The 19,560-nt window shown below is 68.7% G+C and carries 14 protein-coding genes and 1 pseudogene; 7 read left to right on the top strand and 8 right to left on the bottom strand.

The features are described from left to right. Window positions 1-6: 6 nt before the first annotated feature. The 6 genes and pseudogenes from ACFYZF_RS00520 to ACFYZF_RS00495 all read left to right on the top strand — a co-directional run. Window positions 7-804, top strand: a pseudogene (locus ACFYZF_RS00520) (TIGR03084 family metal-binding protein); the annotation flags it as partial. A 65-nt stretch (window positions 805-869) separates the two neighbouring features. Next, complete coding sequence (locus tag ACFYZF_RS00515; RefSeq protein ID WP_387014183.1) at window positions 870-2,624, top strand: acyclic terpene utilization AtuA family protein; 1,755 nt, start codon at window positions 870-872, stop codon at window positions 2,622-2,624. After that, window positions 2,621-3,760: an acyl-CoA dehydrogenase family protein gene (locus ACFYZF_RS00510; RefSeq protein ID WP_387014180.1), complete on the top strand. Its 1,140-nt coding sequence runs from the start codon at window positions 2,621-2,623 to the stop codon at window positions 3,758-3,760. Before ACFYZF_RS00515 ends, ACFYZF_RS00510 begins: the two co-directional genes overlap by 4 nt. Before the next feature lie 55 nt (window positions 3,761-3,815). Then, entirely contained in the window at window positions 3,816-5,417 is a 1,602-nt protein-coding gene (locus tag ACFYZF_RS00505) for an acyl-CoA carboxylase subunit beta (protein WP_387014177.1), read from the top strand. Window positions 5,418-5,485: 68 nt separating this feature from the next. After that, on the top strand, window positions 5,486-7,477 hold the full coding sequence (locus ACFYZF_RS00500; protein ID WP_387014174.1) for a biotin carboxylase N-terminal domain-containing protein: 1,992 nt from the start codon (window positions 5,486-5,488) through the stop codon (window positions 7,475-7,477). Continuing rightward, entirely contained in the window at window positions 7,474-8,637 is a 1,164-nt protein-coding gene (locus ACFYZF_RS00495; protein ID WP_387014171.1) for an acyl-CoA dehydrogenase family protein, read from the top strand. Before ACFYZF_RS00500 ends, ACFYZF_RS00495 begins: the two co-directional genes overlap by 4 nt. 161 nt (window positions 8,638-8,798) lie before the next feature. On the opposite strand, the gene ACFYZF_RS00490 is transcribed toward ACFYZF_RS00495, so the two are convergent. The 7 genes from ACFYZF_RS00490 to ACFYZF_RS00460 form a co-directional block, all read right to left on the bottom strand. Next, window positions 8,799-9,647: an Eco29kI family restriction endonuclease gene (locus ACFYZF_RS00490; protein WP_387014168.1), complete on the bottom strand. Its 849-nt coding sequence runs from the start codon at window positions 9,645-9,647 to the stop codon at window positions 8,799-8,801. 94 nt (window positions 9,648-9,741) lie between these two features. Further along, a complete protein-coding gene (locus tag ACFYZF_RS00485; protein WP_387014165.1) occupies window positions 9,742-11,142 on the bottom strand; it encodes a sigma factor-like helix-turn-helix DNA-binding protein in 1,401 nt (466 codons plus the stop codon). Continuing rightward, on the bottom strand, window positions 11,139-11,723 hold the full coding sequence (locus ACFYZF_RS00480; RefSeq protein WP_387014163.1) for a hypothetical protein: 585 nt from the start codon (window positions 11,721-11,723) through the stop codon (window positions 11,139-11,141). The genes ACFYZF_RS00485 and ACFYZF_RS00480 overlap by 4 nt, the downstream gene beginning before the upstream one ends. A gap of 2 nt (window positions 11,724-11,725) precedes the next feature. Next, window positions 11,726-13,396: a DEAD/DEAH box helicase family protein gene (locus ACFYZF_RS00475; protein WP_387014160.1), complete on the bottom strand. Its 1,671-nt coding sequence runs from the start codon at window positions 13,394-13,396 to the stop codon at window positions 11,726-11,728. Continuing rightward, a complete protein-coding gene (locus ACFYZF_RS00470) occupies window positions 13,393-15,756 on the bottom strand; it encodes an ATP-binding protein (RefSeq protein ID WP_387014157.1) in 2,364 nt (787 codons plus the stop codon). The genes ACFYZF_RS00475 and ACFYZF_RS00470 overlap by 4 nt, the downstream gene beginning before the upstream one ends. Window positions 15,757-16,602: 846 nt before the next feature. Next, window positions 16,603-17,400: a very short patch repair endonuclease gene (locus ACFYZF_RS00465; RefSeq protein WP_387014154.1), complete on the bottom strand. Its 798-nt coding sequence runs from the start codon at window positions 17,398-17,400 to the stop codon at window positions 16,603-16,605. Beyond that, window positions 17,397-18,701, bottom strand: coding sequence for a DNA cytosine methyltransferase (locus ACFYZF_RS00460; RefSeq protein WP_387014152.1), 1,305 nt, complete (start codon window positions 18,699-18,701; stop codon window positions 17,397-17,399). The genes ACFYZF_RS00465 and ACFYZF_RS00460 overlap by 4 nt, the downstream gene beginning before the upstream one ends. Window positions 18,702-18,884: 183 nt before the next feature. On the opposite strand from ACFYZF_RS00460, the gene ACFYZF_RS00455 reads away from it, so the two are divergent. Beyond that, a complete protein-coding gene (locus ACFYZF_RS00455; protein ID WP_387014150.1) occupies window positions 18,885-19,307 on the top strand; it encodes a DUF4259 domain-containing protein in 423 nt (140 codons plus the stop codon). A 50-nt stretch (window positions 19,308-19,357) separates the two neighbouring features. On the opposite strand, the gene ACFYZF_RS00450 is transcribed toward ACFYZF_RS00455, so the two are convergent. Then, window positions 19,358-19,552 carry a DUF397 domain-containing protein gene (locus tag ACFYZF_RS00450; RefSeq protein WP_387014148.1) on the bottom strand — a complete coding sequence of 65 codons (195 nt, stop codon included), beginning with the start codon at window positions 19,550-19,552 and terminating at the stop codon, window positions 19,358-19,360. Window positions 19,553-19,560: the final 8 nt, after the last annotated feature.

Raw genomic sequence — 19,560 nt, 5'->3', positions numbered from 1 at the left:
GGTCCCATGGTCGACCGCACGGACCTGCTCACGGAGTTGCTCGCCGACCTGACCGGCGAGTCCGGGGAGCTGGACGCCCTGGTCGCCCCCCTGCCGGCGGGCGGCTGGGCGCGACCCACCCCGGCGGCCGGCTGGACCGTCGCCCACCAGCTCGCCCACCTGGCCTGGACCGACCACGTCGCCCTGCTCGCCGCCACCGACCCCGGGGCGTTCTTCGCCTCGGTCACCTCGGCCCCCGACCCGACCCGGCTGGTCGATGACGGCGCGGAGCAGTTCCTCGCCCCGCCGGCCGAGCTGCTGGCCCGCTGGCGGGCGGGCCGCGCCGCGCTGGTCGAGGCCCTCACCGCCGTCCCGGCCGGGGAGAAGCTGCCCTGGTACGGCACCCGGATGTCGGCCACCTCGATGGCCACCGCCCGGATCATGGAGACCTGGGCGCACGGCGAGGACGTGGCCGACGCGCTCGGTGTCACCCGGGCCCCGACCGCCCGGCTCCGGCACGTCGCGCACCTCGGCTTCCGTACCCTCGGGCACGGCTTCGCGGCCCACGGCCGGGCGGCGCCGACGGCGCCGGTGCGGCTGGAACTCGCCGCGCCGGGCGGTGGCACCTGGGCCCACGGCCCGGCGGAGGCCGCCGACCGGGTCACCGGGCCGGCGCGCGACTTCTGCCTGCTGGTCACCCAGCGCCGGCACCGCGCCGACCTGGCCCTGGTCGCCGTCGGGCCGGTCGCCGACGAGTGGCTCGACGTGGCGCAGGCGTTCGCCGGGCCGCCGGGCGCCGGCCGCGAGCCACTGGCCGAGCGGACCAACCAGGCCGAGCGGACCGACCAAGCCGCGCAGGGCGAGCGGGGCCGGCCGGCCGGGGCGACGGCGTGACCGCGCCGCTACGGGTCGGCAACGCGTCCGGCTTCTACGGCGACCGGTTTACCGCCTGGCAGGAAATGCTCGACGGCGGCGAGTTGGACGTGCTGACCGGCGACTACCTGGCCGAGCTGACCATGCTGATCCTCGGCCGGGACCAGCTGCGCGACCCCGGCCTCGGGTACGCGAAGACGTTCCTGCGCCAGCTGGAGGGCTGCCTCGGCACCGCGTTGGAGCGCGGGGTGCGGATCGTGACCAACGCCGGCGGGTTGAACCCCGCCGGGTTGGCCGCCGCGATCGGCACGCTCGCCGACCGGCTCGGCCTCACCGCCCGGATCGGGTACGTCGAGGGCGACGCCCTCGCCCGGCCCGACGCGCTCACCGCGAACGCGTACCTGGGCGCGTTCGGGATCGCCGCCTGCCTCGACGCCGAGGCGGACGTGGTGGTCACCGGCCGGGTCACCGACGCGTCCCTGGCGGTCGGGCCGGCCATCGCCCGGTACGGGTGGGGGAGCGACGACCTCGACGCGCTGGCCGGGGCGACCGTGGCCGGGCACCTGATCGAGTGCGGGGCGCAGGTCACCGGCGGCAACTTCAGCTTCTTCACCGAGCTGCCGGACGGCGGCCACCGCCCCGGCTTCCCGATCGCCGAGATCCACCCGGACGGCTCCTCGGTCGTCACCAAGCACCCGCGCACCGGCGGCGCGGTCACCGTGGAGACGGTCACCGCACAGCTCCTGTACGAGGTGGGCGGCCCGGACTACCTGGGCCCGGACGTGGTGACCCGGCTGGACACCGTCGAGCTGGGCGCGGACGGACCGGACCGGGTCCGGGTCACCGGGGTCCGGGGCATCCCTCCGCCGGACACCCTCAAGGTCGGGGTGAACAACCTCGGCGGGTTCCGCAACTCGATGACGTTCGTCCTGTGCGGGCTGGACATCCCGGCCAAGGCTGCCCTGGTGCGGGGGCAGGTCGGGGCGGCCGTCGGCACGGACGGGCTGGAGTTCGTCCTGGCCCGCACCGACCACCCGGACGTGGGTGACACGGAGGCGGCGAGCGCGCTGCTGCACGTACACCTGCGCGACGGCGACAAGGCGCGGGCCGGGCGGGCGTTCTCGGCCGCCGCGGTGGAGCTGGCGCTGGCCTCCTATCCGGGCTGCACGCTGACCACGCTGCCCGGCGACGCCACCCCGTACGGGGTGTTCACCGCCGACGCGGTGCCGCAGGGCGGGGTCGAGCACGTGGCCGTCCTCCCGTCCGGCGAGCGGGTCCCGATCGCGCCTCCGCCGACCACCCGTGCGCCGGCCCCGTCCGCGTCGCAGCCTCCGCCAGCACACGGGCCTGCCCCCCGCGCCACCCGCCGGGGGTCGCTGGGCGAGCTGGTGGGGGCCCGCTCGGGCGACAAGGGCGGCGACGCGAACCTCGGCGTCTGGGCCCGCACCGACGGGACCTGGGCGTGGCTGCGCGGCTGGCTGACCGTCGAGCGGCTGGCCGAGCTGTTGCCGGAGACGGCCCCGCTGACCGTCGAGCGGTACGAGCTGCCGAACCTGCGGGCGGTCAACTTCGTGATTCGAGGGCTGCTGGGGCAGGGGGTGGCCGCCTCCACCCGGTTCGACCCGCAGGCGAAGGCGCTCGGCGAGCTGCTCCGTTCCCGCGTGGTCGACCTGCCGGCCGACCTGCCCACCGGGCCGCCGCCCGGGAGCGCCGAGCCGCCAACTGGCAACGCCGAGCCGCCAGCCGGCAACGCCGGGGAGGTGACCCGGTGAGCATCGTGGACACCCCGGAGCGGCGGCAGTTGCGCGAGCTGACCAGGGCGTTCGTCACGAAGGAGGTGCTGCCGCACCTGGGCGGCTGGGAGCGGGCCGGCGAGGTGCCCCGGGAGCTGCACGCCACCGCCGCGAGGCTGGGCCTGCTCGGCATCGGGTTCCCCGAGCGGGTGGGCGGCAGCGGCGGTGACCTGCTCGACTCGATCGTCGTGACCGAGGAGATCATCCGGTCGGGCGGCTCGTCCGGGCTGGTCGCGGCGCTGTTCACGCACGGCATCGCGCTGCCCCACATGGTGGCCTCCGGCGACGAAGACCTGGTCGACCGGTACGTCCGGCCCACGCTCGACGGGGCGATGATCGGCGCGCTGGCCATCACCGAGCCGGACGGCGGCTCCGACGTCGCCGCGATCCGCACCCATGCCCGCCGCGACGGCGACCACTACGTGGTGAGCGGGTCGAAGACCTACATCACCAGCGGCGTACGGGCGGACTTCGTGACCACGGCGGTCTGCACCGGCTTCCCCGGCAGCGGGGAGCTCACCCTGCTGGTGATCGACAAGGGCACGCCCGGTTTCACCGTCGGCCGGCGGCTGGAGAAGCTCGGCTGGCACTGCTCGGACACCGCCGAGCTGTCCTTCGCCGACGTGCGGGTACCGGTGGCCAACCGGATCGGCGAGGAGGACACCGGCTTCCTGGCGATCGTGCAGCACTTCGCCGCCGAGCGGCTGTCGCTGGCCACCCAGGCGTACGCGACCGCGCAGCGCTGCGTCGAGCTGGCCGTGGGCTGGTGCCGGGACCGGTCCACGTTCGGCCGGCCGCTGGCCAGCCGGCAGTTGATCCGGCACCGGCTTGCCGAGATGCACACCCGTGCCGAGGCGGCCCGCGCGTACGTGCACGACGTGGCAGCCCGGGTCGCCGCCGGCGAGCCGGTGGTGACCGAGGTGGCGATGGCGAAGAACGTCGCGGTGGCCGCCTGCGATTTCGTCGTCGACGCCTCGCTGCAACTGCACGGCGGGTACGGCTACCTGCGCGACGCCGAGGTGGAGCGGCACTACCGGGACGCCCGCATTCTCGGCATCGGCGGCGGCACCACGGAAATCATGAACGAGATCATCGCGAAGGGCATGAGCCTGTGAGTGCGAGGAGTGAGCCGGGCCTGCGAGCCCCGCAGTCACGAACGAAAGGACCGCTGTGACCACACTGGACAGCGCGCTCGACCCGTCCTCGCCGGCCTGTTCCGCCAACCGGGAGGCGCTGCTTGAGCGCCTCGCCGAGCTGGACGCGGCCCTCGACCGGGCCCGCGCGGGCGGCGGCGAGAAGTACGTGACCCGGCACCACAGGCGGGGCAAGCTCCTTCCCCGGGAGCGGATCGAGCTGCTGCTCGACCAGGACAGCCCGTTCCTGGAGCTGTCGACGGTCGCCGCGTACGGGACGGACTTCCCGGTCGGGGCCAGCGTGGTGACCGGCATCGGGGTGGTCGAGGGCGTGGAGTGCCTGATCGTCGCCAACGACCCGACGGTACGCGGCGGCGCGGTGAACCCGTGGTCGCTCGCGAAGACCCGGCGGGCCGGCGAAATCGCCCTGACCAACCGGCTGCCGATGGTCAACCTGGTGGAGAGCGCCGGGGCGGACCTGCCCACCCAGGCGGAGATCTTCATCCCGGGTGGCCGGGTGTTCCGCGACCTGACCCGGCTCTCGGCCGAGCGGATCCCCACGGTCAGCGTGGTCTTCGGCAACGCCACGGCCGGCGGCGCGTACGTGCCGGGAATGTCCGACCACGTGATCATGATCCGGGACCGGTCGCAGGTCTACCTGGCCGGGCCGCCCCTGGTGAAGATGGCCACCGGCGAGGTCACCGACGACGAGTCCCTCGGCGGCGCGGCCATGCACGCCACGACGTCCGGCCTGGCGGACTTCCTTGCTGAGGACGAGCGGGACGGCATCCGGCTGGCGAGGCAGTGCGTCCGCCGGCTCAACTGGCGCAAGCAGGGCCCGCCGCCGCGCAACCCGGTCCCGCAGCCGCCGAAGTACGACCCGGAGGAGCTGCTCGGCATCGCCAGTGCCGACCTGAAGGTGCCGTTCGACCCGCGCGAGGTGCTGGCCCGGGTGCTGGACGGCAGCGAGTTCGACGAATTCAAGCCCGCGTACGGGACGGCCCTGGTCACCGGCTGGGGCGAGCTGCACGGGTACCCGGTCGGCGTGCTGGCCAACGCCCGGGGCGTGCTGTTCAGCGAGGAGGCGCAGAAGGCCGCCCAGTTCATCCAACTCGCCAACGCGTCCGACACCCCGCTGGTCTTCCTCCAGAACACCACCGGCTACATGGTCGGCACCTCCTACGAGCAGCGCGGCATCATCAAGCACGGCGCACTGATGATCAACGCGGTGTCGAACTCGAAGGTCCCCCACCTGACGGTGAACCTGGGCGCGTCGTACGGGGCCGGCAACTACGGCATGTGCGGGCGGGCGTACGAGCCACGGTTCCTGTTCACCTGGCCGAACGCCAAGTCGGCCGTGATGGGGCCGGCGCAGTTGGCCGGGGTGCTGTCGATCGTGGCCCGGCAGGCCGCCGCCGCCCGGGGAAACGAGTACGACGAGGACTCCGACGCCGCGATGCGGATGATGGTCGAGCAGCAGATCGAGTCCCAGTCCGGGGCGCTCTTCCTCTCCGGCCGGCTCTACGACGACGGGGTGATCGACCCCCGGGACACCCGTACCGTCCTCGGGCTGTGCCTGTCGGCGATCCACAACGGACCGGTGAGGGGCGCCGACGGCTTCGGCGTCTTCCGGATGTAGCCCGTGAGCGCGAGGAATGCAGCGAAGCGAAGTCCCGCAGTCACGAACGAAAGGCAGGCTCAGCGTTCATGATCACCCGACTGCTCGTGGCCAACCGGGGCGAGATCGCCCGGCGGGTCCTTGCCACCTGCCGGATCCTGGGCGTCGAGACGGTGGCCGTGCACTCCGACGCCGACGCGGACGCGCCGTTCGTCGCCGAGGCCGACCAGGCCGTACGCCTGCCGGGGAACACGCCCGCCGAGACGTACCTGCGGATCGACCTGATCCTCGACGCGGCCCGCAAGGCCGGCGCGGACGCCGTGCACCCGGGCTACGGCTTCCTCGCCGAGAACGCCGAGTTCGCGGCGGCGGTGACCGACGCGGGCCTGACCTGGGTGGGCCCGCCCGCGAAGGCGATTGCCGCGATGGGCGACAAGATGGCCGCGAAGTCGCTGCTGGCCGACGCGGGCGTGCCGATGCTGCCCACCTGGACCGAGGCCGACGAGATCACCGACTTCCCGGTGCTGGTGAAGGCGTCCGCCGGGGGCGGCGGCCGGGGCATGCGGATCGTCCGGGAGGCCACCGGCCTGGCCGAGGCCGTGGCCTCCGCCCGGCGCGAGGCGGCCGGCGCGTTCGGCGACGGCACGGTCTTCGTCGAGCGGTACGTCGAGCGGGGCCGGCACGTCGAGGTGCAGGTCTTCGGCGACACCCACGGCACGGTGCTGGCCCTCGGCGAGCGGGACTGCTCGATCCAGCGCCGGCACCAGAAGATCGTCGAGGAGGCCCCGGCGGTCCTGCCCGACGGGGTGCGGGAGCGGCTGCACGCCGCGGCGGTCGCGGCCGGCCGGGCGGTCGGCTACGTCGGCGCGGGGACGGTCGAGTTCCTGCTCGCGCCCGACGGGGCACTCTTCTTCCTGGAGATGAACACCCGGCTCCAGGTGGAGCACCCGGTCACCGAGGCGGTCACCGGCCTGGACCTGGTCCGGCTGCAACTGCTGGTCGCCGAGGGCGAGCCGCTCCCGCTGGCGGCCACCCCGCCCGTCAGCGGCCATGCGATCGAGGTGCGGCTGTGCGCCGAGGACCCGGCGGAGGGCTTCCGGCCCGCCACCGGCACCCTGCACCGCTTCGCCGTCCCCGGCATCGCGGGCGAGTTCGCCCCGACGCGCGGGCTGCGCCTCGACTCGGGCGTGGTCGACGGCTCGACGGTCGGCGTGCACTACGACTCGATGCTGGCCAAGCTGGTCGCCTGGGCCCCGACCCGCGCGGAGGCGGCCCGGCTGCTGGCCGGCGCGCTGGCCCGGGCCGAGCTGCACGGGGTGACCACCAACCGGGACCTGCTGGTACGGGTGCTGCGCAGCCCCGAGTTCCGCGCCGCCGAGGTCGACACCGGTTTCCTGGACCAGCACGACGATGTCTTCGCCCCGCTGTTGCCGCCTGACGGGGTGCCCCTCGCCGCCCTCGCCGCCGCGCTCGCCTCGGCGGCGGCCCGCCGGTCGGCGACCACGGTGCTCGCCGGGCTCCCCTCGGGCTGGCGCAACGTGCCGGCCTTCCCGCAGGTCGCCCGCTACGCCGGCCAGCACGGGGAGATCGAGGTCCGGTACCGGCTGGACCGCGCGGGCACGCTCGCCGAGTGGTCGACGCATCCGACGACCGGGGATGGCTCCGGCGACGACGCCCCGACCGTCGCCCTCGTCGGGGCCACCCACGACCGGGTGACGCTCGACGTCGACGGGGTCCGACGGGCTTTCCGCGTACACCGGGTGGGGTCGGCGGTCTTCGTGGACGGCCCGGACGGGGCGGCGAGCCTGGCCGAGCTGCCGCGCTTCCCGCTGCCCACCGTGGAGCTGGCCGCCGGGTCGCTGCTCGCGCCGCTGCCAGGCGCGGTGGCCCGGGTGCACGTCGAGGTCGGTCAGCGGGTCACCGCCGGTGACCTGCTGCTGACCCTGGAGGCGATGAAGCTGGAGCATCCCGTGCTCGCCCCGGCCGACGGCGTGGTGGCCGAGCTGCCGGTGCCGGCCGGCGGCCAGGTCGACACCGGGGCCGTGCTGGCCGTGGTCAACCCCGAGGAGGCCCCCCGATGAACTTCGACCTCACCCCCGAGCAGGACCAGCTCCGCGACGCCGTCCGGGCGCTGAGCCGCAAGTACGGCCACGGCTACTTCGTCGAGAAGGCGAAGGCCGGCGGGCACACCACCGAGCTGTGGGACGAGGCCGGCCGGCTCGGCTACCTCGGCGTCAACATCCCCACCGGGTACGGCGGCGGGGGCGGCGGCATCACCGAGCTGGCCATCGTCTGCGAGGAACTGGCCGCCGCCGGCTGCCCGCTGCTACTGCTCGTCGTCTCCCCCGCCATCGTCGCCACGATCATCACCAAGCACGGCACCGAGGAGCAGCGCGAGCGCTTCCTGCCCGGCATGGCCGACGGCACCCTCAAGGTGGTCTTCGCGATCACCGAGCCGGAGGCCGGGTCGAACTTCCACCGCCTCGGCACGGTGGCCCGCCGCGACGGCGACGACTGGCTGCTCTCGGGCCGCAAGTGCTACATCTCGGGCGTCGACGAGGCGCAGTACGTGCTGGTGGTGGCCCGTACCGAGGACTCGTCCACCGGAAAGCTCAAACCCGCGCTCTTCGTGGTGCCGACCGACGCGGCCGGGCTGACCCGCTCCAAGCTGGCCATGGAGATCGTCTCCCCGGAGAACCAGTTCCTGCTCTACCTCGACGACGTGCGGCTGCCCGCCGACGCCCTGGTCGGCGAGTCGCTGGACGCCGGCCTGCCCGCCCTGTTCGCCGGCCTGAACCCGGAGCGGATCACGGTCGCCGCGATGGGCGTCGGCACCGGCCGGTACGCCATCGAGCGGGCCAGCGAGTACACCGCCACGCGAAAGGTCTGGGGCGGCCGGAGCATCGGCTCCCACCAGGGGGTGGCGCACCCGCTCGCGCACGCGGCAGTGCAGGTGGAGCTGGCGCGGCTGATGATCCACAAGGCGGCGACGCTGTACGACGCGGGGCGTGATCTGGAGGCCGGGGTCGCCGGGAACATGGCGAAGTATGCGGCCGGGGAGGCCGCCGCGCTGGCGGTGGACACGGCGGTGCAGGCGTTGGGCGGGGCGGGGATGACTACGGAGTACGGGGTGGCGACGTTGTTGGGGGCGGTACGGGCGGGGCGGATCGCGCCGGTCAGTCGGGAGATGATCCTCAACTTCGTGGCGCAGCACGTGCTGGGGCAGGACAAGTCGTACTGAGGGGGTTACAGCGGCCTACTTTTGGTGCTCTTTGTCGCTATACTGAGGGGCGCCGTCACTCTTGTAGAGAATAAGCCCAAAACCATGCGATGAACGGCAAGGGGCCGACGCGAGTAATCGCTGCGCCGATGTCAATCAACCGCCGCCGGCGCCTCGATCACCTACACCCTCTGCGTCGCCTCCTCCTCCTCGGCGGCGACGTCTTGGAGAAGATCATTTTGGCCGTATCCCCTCAGCGCATTGGCCTCGGCGAGGGCTTGGAGGTCTTGACTGCCGTGGGCGGCGAGGTGAGCGCGGATCCGCTCGCTGGAGGTTTCTGCAGCGACCGCGCATGGCGTCGGCATCATTTCGTTGGTCGACCACCACCGCCCCGGATGTAGTTCGTCCCAGGCGGGACGCTGCTGAGCTAACCGCCGGTTTTTGCCGGGGTCATGATTGCCAAAGCCGTCGAGTTGCAGGTTCCACACCGGCTTGAGCTGACGAATCATGACGCGCTCCGCCAGCGGGATGAAGATCTCGACGGTGACCAGGTAGCGGACCATGAAGTCGGCAACGTCGAGGTTCTCGGCCGCAGCGATGGATTCCCGATGATCATCGAGCCGGTCCCACAGCGCAACCGTCTGGTTGCGACCGTCGACTTTCCCCTTGCGTGCGCCGGCAGGGACAGCTTTTCCGACGTAGATCGGTGTGTGGCAGGCGGGGTCGCTAATGGGCTCGTAGAGATCGCACGGACCGGTGTAGTAGATCGCGTAGACGCCAGCGCCGAGAAACGGTGGGACCGCCGCCAACGGCACCGGGTTACCGGCGAGGAGGGCCAGTTCGACGCTACGCGCGAGGTTGACCAGCGTGAGCGGGTCGTAAGACTCGCGCTGCTCCGCGCTTTCAAACCACTTCTTCGTTCGCCGGGGTTTGCCCTTACCTTTGGTGGGCTTGCCCTTCGCGTCCCTTCCCCCTGCTGCAGCAACCGTAGGCGGGGTAGCGACGCTGAACTCGTCCTGCTGGCCGACCAACTTTGCGCTCCCTGTAGGCCGATGTTCGGGCAATGGACCGCTGCGAAGGCGGACCTGAAGGGTAAAGGGTAAGGGCAGCCTGTCAGCCGATGCGTCAGTCGCCCGACCCAGTCTCCCGCGCGCCACCCGCAGCGCTCGGCGGCACTCGGGCCAGCCGGGCGTGACATGCGTCGGGCTCGCAGGCATGCCGCAGGTCCGCCTCGCCATCGTCGAGACGGAACAGGAGCGCCAACTGGCAGCCCACGGTCACACCCATCGGCTGGACGAGCGCTCGCAGCGCGGAGATCTGCGCAGCGCTGGTCGTACGCCGAACGGTGAGGATCTCATCGGTGCCGCGGAGGCGGAAGGTGCGCGAGGTCGGAGCGAGCCGGAGGCCAAGGCGCCACGTCAGCCAGGGATGGACGATGACGCCGCTACCGCGCAGGATGTCCTTGTCCACGGTCAGGCGGGCCCCGAGGACGAGCCCCGCAGGGTCGATGGCGATGGTCGGCGGACGGCGTGGCTCGCTCTCCTCCACCGGTTTCGCGCCATTTTCCACTAGGTCCAGGCGGCCGTCACTGCCAACGCCGATCTGGTCGCTGAGCAGGCATTGCTGGAGTCGGCTCCGAGTGACAGGGTAGCGCTGGGCGGTACGCGCGAAGAGCTCGTCGCGAGTGAGCGGTGCCGTCTCCCGTAGCACCTCGATCATGGCGTCGAGGGCGTTGCCGTGCCCGCTGGTGTGCGGCAGCGTCCACTCTGCCAGCGCCCAGAGTCCCTCAGGCTGGAGTTTGCGGAACCGTGCGTCGCGGCGCATGCCCTCTTCGATAGCGTGCACGCCCGTCGCCTGAATCGCATCGGCTAGGCGCGCGGCTTCGCGGGGCTCGCCCTCGTCCGTGAGCCATAAGTACGCAGCGTCGCGCTGCTCGGCGCGGCGTCGGACCCAGTGGCCACGCGAGTCCCGAGTCAGCGGGCTGCAGGGGTGCTCGATGATCTGCTCTACGGGAACAGCGATGGGAATGCCGAGCCCCGTCGCGCGTTCGCGCAGTTCGTCGGAGGGAAAGGGAGCCTGCCCGGCCAGATCACGCAGTACCCGGTCAAGGCTGGTCGCCGAAACGCTCCAAAGATCGTCGAAGCGGCCAGCCCAGGTTTGGGAGGGATACAGTCCTATCTGGCGTAGCAGCGCTCGCCTAGCATCCGGGATTCCGGTAGCGGGGATTCCCTTGAGATCTCCCTCGGCGACAACCACCTCGATGGCGGCGCTACTAATAACTCGATCACTCCACCCGGGCCACCAGACGTCGGCGAGAGCCGCCAGGGCGCGTTCGGTATTGCGGATGACCTGTCTGACCCGTTCTCGGGACACGTCGTGTACCGTGCCGATTGCCTCGAGGGTCTGGCCGGCAGAACGGCGGATTAGTATGTCGCGGGCTCGGTCGTCCAGTCTCGCCCACGCCGCCGCCAATCGGTGGTCACTGCTTTGTGTCGAAGGTGCTGCCATGATTGGCTCGTCGATCATTCGCGGCCCGTGATGTGAGCGACACGCAGCCCGCAGCGCTCTCCCATCTTCTGATGGAAGAGCCGTTCCTCCCGTTTGATGGGTTTCGCGAACGAGCTGACCACACACAAAACCCACGGGTCGCTGTCACCGTACGCTTGGGCCTTTAGCGCCGCCCAAACCAGATGTTTGAAGTCCTTAGCAGGTGCCCAAGCAAAATTGACGGTTTCATCAGCCCGGCAGGCGAGGACCCGCAGTGGTTTGATACTCAGGGTGTCCAGGTTGGCCTCCCAGTCCGGCCCGAGGGCCATGCGGATGTGCTCGCTGACCTCGGCGGTAGGGCTGTCCAAGGCGACGGCGTACTTGCCAACGCCGTTGCGGGCGCGGGCGTACTCCTTCATTGGCCCGTCCTTGATCCACACCCTGCGTTCCTGAGGGGTCTTAACCCAGAGCGACAGGCGGTCGGTGAAGCGGGGGTCCTGCGCCCATTGGTCGTAGCTGGCGCTTTTCTCGGTGTCGGTCAGGTGCTCCCAGTCCAGTTCTCGGGCGTCGGCGTAGAGGATCCAAACGATATCCATTTCGACATCCTTGGGCATTGCCATCTCTAGTCAACTCCTCCATCGGCGGGGAACTGCAGGCGTACCTCGTCGGCTGCGGTCTCAAGGCTGGCGGCGTCCTTGATCCAGTGATCGAGCAAAGCGCCGGCGGTTTCGTCGCTGAAGCTGATCCGCGAGCCGTGCCGCCGGGACAGAGTCAAGTCCTCGGTCTCGGCGGCATCCAATGATCGCCGAAGGTCGAGGGTGGCCGCGACCCGGCGGATGTCGGTGACGAAGTCGAGTACCCTAAGCGCCTCCTTGCCAGGGCTCAGTCGTAGACCACGACCGAGTTGCTGGACAAAGATGCGTCTACTGTGGGTGACACGCAGGAACGCGATGAGGTTGACGTCGGGTACGTCGACACCCTCGTTGAACACGTCCACGCAGGTGATGATGGGGACGCGGCCGAGCCGGAACTCGTTGAGCAGGACCTGCCTGCGCTGACGGGACAGGCCGCTGTGCAGGAATGACGCGGACCGCCACTCTTGATCGGCACCTGCGAGCAGAGCCGCCATGCGTTCCGCATGCTCGATGGTCTGACAGAACAGGATAGCTCGCGGATCGCGAGTCGCACGCCAAGCGTCTCGGAGTCGTTCGACAATCTCCTCGTCGCGCTGAGGCAGAAACAGTTTACGGTTGAGTTCCTTGATGGAGTATCCGTGCTGGCTGGCCTCCTTGACGGTGTCCCAGTCGACGTTGTCTACGAAGAGCCGATAATCCACAGCCGACAGGTAGCCCGCGTGCATGCCTTCAGCGATACCCATTGAAAAGCTCGGCGGCCCGAATCGGGTGGTAATGTCGAACTTGTCTCCTCGCCAGGGGGTGGCGGTGACCCCAAAGGTCAGCGCATCACCGCACAGGTCGAGTAGTTCCGCAAACCTACCCTGTTCGGCTACGTGGTGCGTCTCATCGACCATCACCAGGTCGGGTCGCCAACCGGACCGCACGGCACCGAGCACGGACTCGACGGTACCGACAAGCACTCCATCATGGGCGTGGGGCTTGTTGTCACCGGTGAGTAGCCGGGTCGGGACGCGCTTGTCGAGGTGCCGCCACATCGCACGCTCCAGTTGCTCGACCAAGTCCTTCATGTGCGCAACGACGAGAACTCGAACGTTGCGGCGTCGCCGGAGAACCCGATCAATGGTCTCTCCGCCCACCACCGTCTTCCCCAGCCCCGTGGCGAGGATCAACAGTGCGGTGCCGTTCGAGGCGAGATCGGCTTCGATAGCGTCGGCAGCTGCGGCCTGGTAGTCGCGCAGAGCGTAGCGGGCCGGGACTCGGTCCGGAATGCGCTGCCACAGCTGTGCGAGTGTGGGGCCGTCCCAGACCCGGATGGCCACCCCGATGGACCCCAATGCCTCCAGCCGCTGGGTCGCTGGGCCGTTGACACTGGTGTTGGTTACTAGGACGCACTTGTCGGCCCGGTAGCGGGTGCGGGCTCGTTCAAGGTCATCGACGCCTTCCCGGCCGACTGCGCCCCGGCTGGACCACTTGCATTGCAGCACCCACTGCTCGCGGTCACGGACGGCCAGCAGGTCAGCACCCTCGTCACCAGCACCATCGACGACCCGCACGTCGGAGAAGCCCATGTGCCACAACGCCCGCTCTACGACGTGAGTCAGCCCTCGTGGGCCACCCGCGAGGAGCTCCTCGGCCGAGAGGAACCCTTCGCTCATGCTTCGGCCGCGAGTTGGTCGTCGAGCATGCGCACACTCAGGCGGGTCCGCTGCAGGATCAGCGGGTTGTCCGCATTCGGATGCTCCACCAGCATCGCGACGTCGCCGAGTAGACCGGCGGTTCGAGCAAGACTCAATCGGGCCGGCGCGCGGGAGGTCAAGGTGGCGTAGGGATTAGTGAACGCCTTGCCGTCCATGAACGCCTCGGGCCAATACTCCAGTAGCCTGACCAAGTACAAGGGCGGGGCATGAAGGACGAAGTCGCCGTCCTCGCCGAGGGTGGCGGTTCGGGAGACCATGCCATTAGCGATCATGTCATTCTCGACGCTGCTCACTTCGTCGGGGCTCAGGTATTGGAAGGCACGGCGCGGTTCGTCCTGAACGCAGGCGGCCATACGCGCGCGGATGACGCTGAGCAGTTCCCGCGCCTCGCCTACGACAGCATGGGCGTTCAGGGCAGTGTGGGGCAGGCATTCCGCACGCAGCGAAGCGACCAGCTGAGACAGGCTCGTTGAGCTGTCCGCTCGCACTCGCAGGACGGCGGCGATCTCAATTAGCAGTGGTTCGGTAACATCGGCGCCTAGCTTGACGAACGCAGCATGAGCCGGATCAACGAAGGCGGTGGCGCTGCCACCTGAACCCTGAATCAGAAGTACCGGGGTTGCCTGGCCATGTTCATCGACTAGACGGGCGTTGGACAGACCTCGCGTCTCCACGGTCAGGTGACCCAGGCGGGGGAGGCCGAAGTCGCGTGAAAGTTCCGGGATGACCTCAGAGTCTGCGCGCAGACGCTCGATACGCTCCTGGGCGGTCTCCGTCTTTGGCCTCGCGCCCGCGCCAAGCTCGTAACCCTTACGGGGCGCCGGCGCCGTTTGCGCAGCCGACCCAGTGGGTTCGCCGGGCGATCTAGGCCCGCTGGACACTCCGAGCGCCTCCAAGACGGCCGCCTCGTCATGGCTAGTCGGGGTGTCCCGCTGAGCCGTGTCAAGCTTGGCGCGTTTGGCCCGCTCCTCGTGACTTTCAACGGCCTCCCACCACATCTCGTCGGTTTGGTAGCGCTGGTCGCCGTCGTGGAACCGCTGCGCCCAACGACGGGTTTCGTCATGGATGGGACCATTGCCGTCGCCGGGGATTAGGTGTCGCCTGCCGACCGCGTTGCGCCGAAACCCCTTATACAGTCGCCCCAGCGGACTGTCATTCTCCGGATACCCCAAGCGCTTAGCCTTTTCTGGCTGCAGGGGACCGGCTTCCCTGATGTAGTCAATCGCCGCCCGCCAGCCGCGGTCGCCGTAGTCGAAGGCGTTCTTTTGATACACCACTGGCACATGGTCGAGGTGGATCTCGCCAATAAGGCGGCCACCCTGATTCGCAAGTTCGATGGGATACTCCGTGTCCACCAGGCCGAGTGGATCGTTGGGGTTCTGCCAGTCGAACACACGCTTATCCCATTGAAGAATCTTACGGCCATTGCGGAGGAAGTCAATCCCGAACTCGCGCTTGTCCAAGTGCCGCTGCACACCGAGCCAACCATGTAGACGTCGCTCGCGTCGGCTGAGACGTCTGCTACCGCACCGCTGACAGGCGCTGCGGTCGGGCTCCTGCCAGTTACCGCAGTCAGCGCAGGCGTCAGCGTCAGCGTACCTCTCGTCAATCTCAATGTAGGCGGGGATGATCTCCGCCTTGGCGCCTACGCCGTAAGTGATCGACCGGCCCTTACCCCACCGACAGTGGCGGCGGGGCTTCACCTTCACGCCCTGCACATACAGTTCGAAGGGGCGGTTCTCCAACAACCACGCGTAGACGCTTCCGAGGGTCTTGCGGAGGTTGTTGGCATTGCGCCGCAGCCAGTCCGCCCGGTCGCCGTCAAGTTTGCTGATCTCGATCCGAGTGCCGTGTTCGTTCGGGTCGATTTTCGGCTCAGTGATATCGGTGGCCTCGAAGTCATCACCGATCTCGTCAAGATCGATCTCGACGCCGATCCAATCAGGGTCGCCAGGACGGGTGGTCAGGATGCGGGTACGCCGCCCCAACCGTGCGGTGGCTACGTTGAAGCCCATGCCGAAGAGGCCCAGCTTGTCGTAGCGGTCGTTGCTGGACCATCCAGCGCGCACAGCCATCTCCAGGACGTCGCGACTCATGCCCCGTCCAGTATCGGCGATCTCGAGACGAGCGTCGGAGAGCTTCGCTGGCCCCGGCAGGGAGACTCTGACCTTGAATCCGCCCGCCCACGGATGGTCGGCCCGCACGATCTCTGTGAAGTCGTCGAACGAGTTGTCGATCAACTCGGCAACACACTGCCAAGGATCGAAGTCGATTTCGCCCAACATGCTCAGAATCCGGGCGGAGGGCGTGATCTTCATGAACGGTGTCTCCAGTTGCGTCGCGCCGCGTGACAGACCAAATAGCAAGATGCCTTTAATACCACGGAACCCCGTCCGACCGCGCCAACAGGGAGGCTGCACGACTTGCCCGTGTTGGGCATTTTGCGTAGATGGGAGGCGGCGGTCATCACGCGACTCTAAGACAACAACAACCAGGTCAGCGAAAGAAAAGGAGCGCGATAGTCACGTCTGCGATGTGTAAGCTCCCTGCCGAGCTGCCAAAGCAGCTGGGGACGCGCCGGCCCGGACGAGGCAGAAACGATGGTGTAGGCGTTCCCGCAGTTGGTGGATATCAGCCAAGGCGGTAACCCCACAGTGCCAGGTGGCTTCCGAACGGCACCGTCTGGCTGGCGGTTCCTGCACAGCCCGACCGCCCACAGCCCGACAGGCGTCGGCCTCACCATCTCCAATACCTAAGCCGAGTCGGTCACCTCGGATCGGCGCCTCCCCGCCCTGACCCGGCCAAGCAACGCAGCTCTACGCAACCCCGACAAAACGTGCGGAAGTCGGCGCACTTGCGGATCGCCACCCTCGTCCGCACGAGTTTCGACCAACCCGACACCGACGCCGCCCATGCTTTGATGCAGCGAGTGTCGCATCCGTCAACGCCAAGTTGATGATTGCTGCCAGCCGCCTCGACGCACGGGATTTCGGCCCTCGATACCCCCGTCGCGATATCTCGATTTTTGGCGTGGCACCAGTGAGGCTTAGATCGGCTCACGCCCGGATCTTTATGCTCCGAGCCCTTAACCTTGGAGCCTTCTCTTGACGGCAAGCTAGCAAGCGCCAGACCCAGAGGCCGCAGCCGCTAATCGGTACCAAGAATCAAGACGGATAAGGTTGCTTGACGGGAACGGAACCGCGAACCACCTCCTCAATCCAGGATGCAGCATCAGTGGGGTCCTCATGCTCCCAAATTCTTATGACGATCCAGCCAGCCTCTGCGAGTATCTGGTTAGTCTCCCGGTCGCGAATGCGATTCCTGTCAATTTTCTCATGCCAGAACTGGTCATTGACGCGAGCGGGACGGTAGTGCTCAGGGCATCCATGCCAGTAGCAGCCGTCGATAAAAACCGCAACGCGCGCAGTGGGGAACACGACATCGGCAGTGCGGCGCAGGGCGATTAGCGGCCTAGCGTTGACCCGGTATCGCAAACCTCTCTTGTGTAGGACCGACCGGAGGCGGCGCTCGGGGCCTGTATCGCGGGCCTTGTTGGCACGCATGACCGCACGCACGGCTGGGCTCTTCGCCCAAGAGCTTTCGGCGGCGTCCACCGCAACGATCAGCTCCTTAGCTGACGCCAGGCGCCATCCCTGGGCCAGGTTCTCGGCCCGCGTGTCGTGCTCGACCTCGCCGAGGTAGCGGGCGGGTGAGCGTCCTCGGTCGGACCAGCGTAGGTAAGCCCGGATCCGGCGAGTACGAGGCAGCAGCTTGAGTTCGACGGATGCGCGTGCCCGCCGTCCGTCGCCGAGGTCAACCCACCGATAGTCCTGCCCGCCAGCGGCGCGGTCCTGTTCGAGCGTCGCCGCCCTCCTGCTGCGGCCCTGCCGCCCCTTCCACGCCTTTGAACTCGGGGGCTTGTCCGCCCATCGGTTGTCGGACCGGGTCGCGGTCGAAGTCACCGCTCACTCTCAGCCTCGTCGAGGGCCGTGGCAATAGCTCGGGCGAAGAACTCGCCAAGCATGACGGGCACGGCGTTGCCGAGTTGGCGCATCTGCTCACCCCGCGGACCGGCAAGCTTCCAGTCATCGGGAAACGTCATGACTCGCGCTGTCTCACGTACCGTCATATACCGATGTTTGTAGGCGTAGGGTGAGCCCTCAACCGGTTCGGGCAGCAGGTTGTCTGTCAACATCACCGACTCCCCACCGGGCACGCCATGCACCCCGGCCTTCACAGTCTTCGCCGGCCGATCAAGCTCATTCGGAGTGTGGCCAGCATAGATGCGCGCGTCCGGCCACCCGATGTGATGGGTGAACCCACCAAGTAAATACTCTCGCCGGTCGAGCTTGTCCCAAGGCACCGGTGGTAGTGGTGGCTGAGCGTCGAGGCCCTTCAGCGCATCCCGCATAGTGCGCCATGGGAGCATCCCGTCGTCCTTCGGCGGAGTGTTCGGCAGTCGGGACATGACACGCTCGCGAACGTGGTGAGGGACATCCGGGTGCCGCTCCCAGTATGAGCCTTCCAACATCGAACGGATCAGCGCTGTCTCGGAGTAGCGGGGGCGAACGGCCCGCCTGAAGCGCTCGATGTCGACCCCACGGTCTGACCTAAACGCCACAATGATGATCCTGTTGCGGATCTGGGGAACGCCGTAGTCGGCGGCGTTGACGGCCGTGGTCACGACGTCGTATCGCTGCTTCAGATCTGGCGGCTCCTCGAGCAGCTGCTCGCGAAGCACTTCGTCGTGCTCGCGCCAGGTGGTGTTGGGGTCACGGTCTACGAACGGAAGCCGCAGCTCACGCTCGATGTACTCGAAATACGGCTTGAAGGAGGGACGCAGCAAGCCGCGGACGTTCTCGCAGATAACGGCTTTGGGTTGGATCTTTTGGATGGCGCGGAACATCTCCGGAAACATGTTGCGCTTGTCCTCGTCGCCCTTGGCCACGCCGCCGAGGCTGAACGGCTGGCAGGGCGGCCCACCCGCGAGCAGGTCCACGCGATCCCATAGGTATTCAAACTGAACCCCGCTCACATCCCCCTCGACCAAGGGCCACCGCTCGCCAGGGCCAGGGATCCGCTCCTCGTCACCCCTCGAAACGGCCACGTTGGCCTTGAGGGTGTCGCAGGCATACCTCACCAGCTCGTTCACGAGCAGAGGCCGGAAACCCGCTCGATGCACGGCCATCGCCAGCCCGCCGCCGCCAGCAAACAACTCCACCGAGGTTCGGTCACTGGCTGGTTGTTCTGGCGGCTCAAGCATGGCAGAAGCATACCGCGGAGTTGTGGATCTTTCTAGTGACACGCCCTGCCCTTGAGGCGGGCGGAGCGGTCTTCCGCCGACGGTCTACGGCACGGGCGACGGAGATGAGGAACCCAGAAATCCGAGCCTCAGCGCAGGCCACGCGCACGGTGTGGTTTGGTTACGCGATCCCAAGGAGGAGCGATGGCGACGTGGCAGTTCGGCCCGTTCGACAACGACGACGCGGTCGAGTGGTGCGGGGCCCTCGAAGACAGCACACCCGACCAACGCGTGGACCTCGTGCGTCATACCCTCGAAGCAGCCGTCATAGCGGAGCCCGCTCTCTCCCCGGAAGGCGCCGCCCGAGCAATCGCCGCAGCCGCGACGGTGCTCCAGTCACTTACCGACACGCCGTCGTCAGACTCGGCCTACGGCCCACGTTTCCTCCTCGGCCGCGACGACGTTCAGGTCACCCCATCGCTGCGAGACCTGGCCACGCGGGCACTCGACACGGTGCTCGCCGACGGGTCGACGTGGCGCCTGCGGTGGGCCGACAACGTCGAGGAGGAGGAGGCGTTGAGCGTAATTGAGGAACTCCGCATCAGCCTCGCCGCAGAGACGCCATAGCCTTGGCGCCCGTTGGCCAGGGAGGCAAGCGGAGGACCGGCCCCTGGTAGTCAGGCGTCGAAGCTTCCGTCCTTGACGCCCTTGACGAAGCCGGCCCATTGGCCTGCGGTGAAGGACAACAGCGGGCCGTGCCGGTCCTTACTGTCGCGGACCATGACCCCCCGCGACGGGATGGCCACCTCTACGCAGTTGCCGCTTGAGCCGGACCTGGTGCTCTTGCGCCAAGTTTCGCGAGGCAGGTCCATGCTGCGCC

Origin of the sequence: Micromonospora sp. NPDC001898 (assembly GCF_042891255.1) — a bacterium.
In the GTDB taxonomy this organism is placed as follows: Bacteria; Actinomycetota; Actinomycetes; order Mycobacteriales; family Micromonosporaceae; genus Micromonospora.
The sequence above is the reverse complement of the archived record's forward strand: the minus strand, read 5'-3'. Positions and strand labels throughout refer to the sequence as shown.

Coding starts and splice junctions, on each gene's coding strand:
- ACFYZF_RS00475 (WP_387014160.1), bottom strand. CDS start 13,396: ATGAGCGAAGGGTTCCTCTCGGCCGAGGAGCTCCTCGCGGGTGGCCCA.
- ACFYZF_RS00500 (WP_387014174.1), top strand. CDS start 5,486: ATGATCACCCGACTGCTCGTGGCCAACCGGGGCGAGATCGCCCGGCGG.
- ACFYZF_RS00460 (WP_387014152.1), bottom strand. CDS start 18,701: ATGCTTGAGCCGCCAGAACAACCAGCCAGTGACCGAACCTCGGTGGAG.
- ACFYZF_RS00450 (WP_387014148.1), bottom strand. CDS start 19,552: ATGGACCTGCCTCGCGAAACTTGGCGCAAGAGCACCAGGTCCGGCTCA.
- ACFYZF_RS00470 (WP_387014157.1), bottom strand. CDS start 15,756: ATGAAGATCACGCCCTCCGCCCGGATTCTGAGCATGTTGGGCGAAATC.
- ACFYZF_RS00455 (WP_387014150.1), top strand. CDS start 18,885: ATGGCGACGTGGCAGTTCGGCCCGTTCGACAACGACGACGCGGTCGAG.
- ACFYZF_RS00480 (WP_387014163.1), bottom strand. CDS start 11,723: ATGGCAATGCCCAAGGATGTCGAAATGGATATCGTTTGGATCCTCTAC.
- ACFYZF_RS00485 (WP_387014165.1), bottom strand. CDS start 11,142: ATGATCGACGAGCCAATCATGGCAGCACCTTCGACACAAAGCAGTGAC.
- ACFYZF_RS00495 (WP_387014171.1), top strand. CDS start 7,474: ATGAACTTCGACCTCACCCCCGAGCAGGACCAGCTCCGCGACGCCGTC.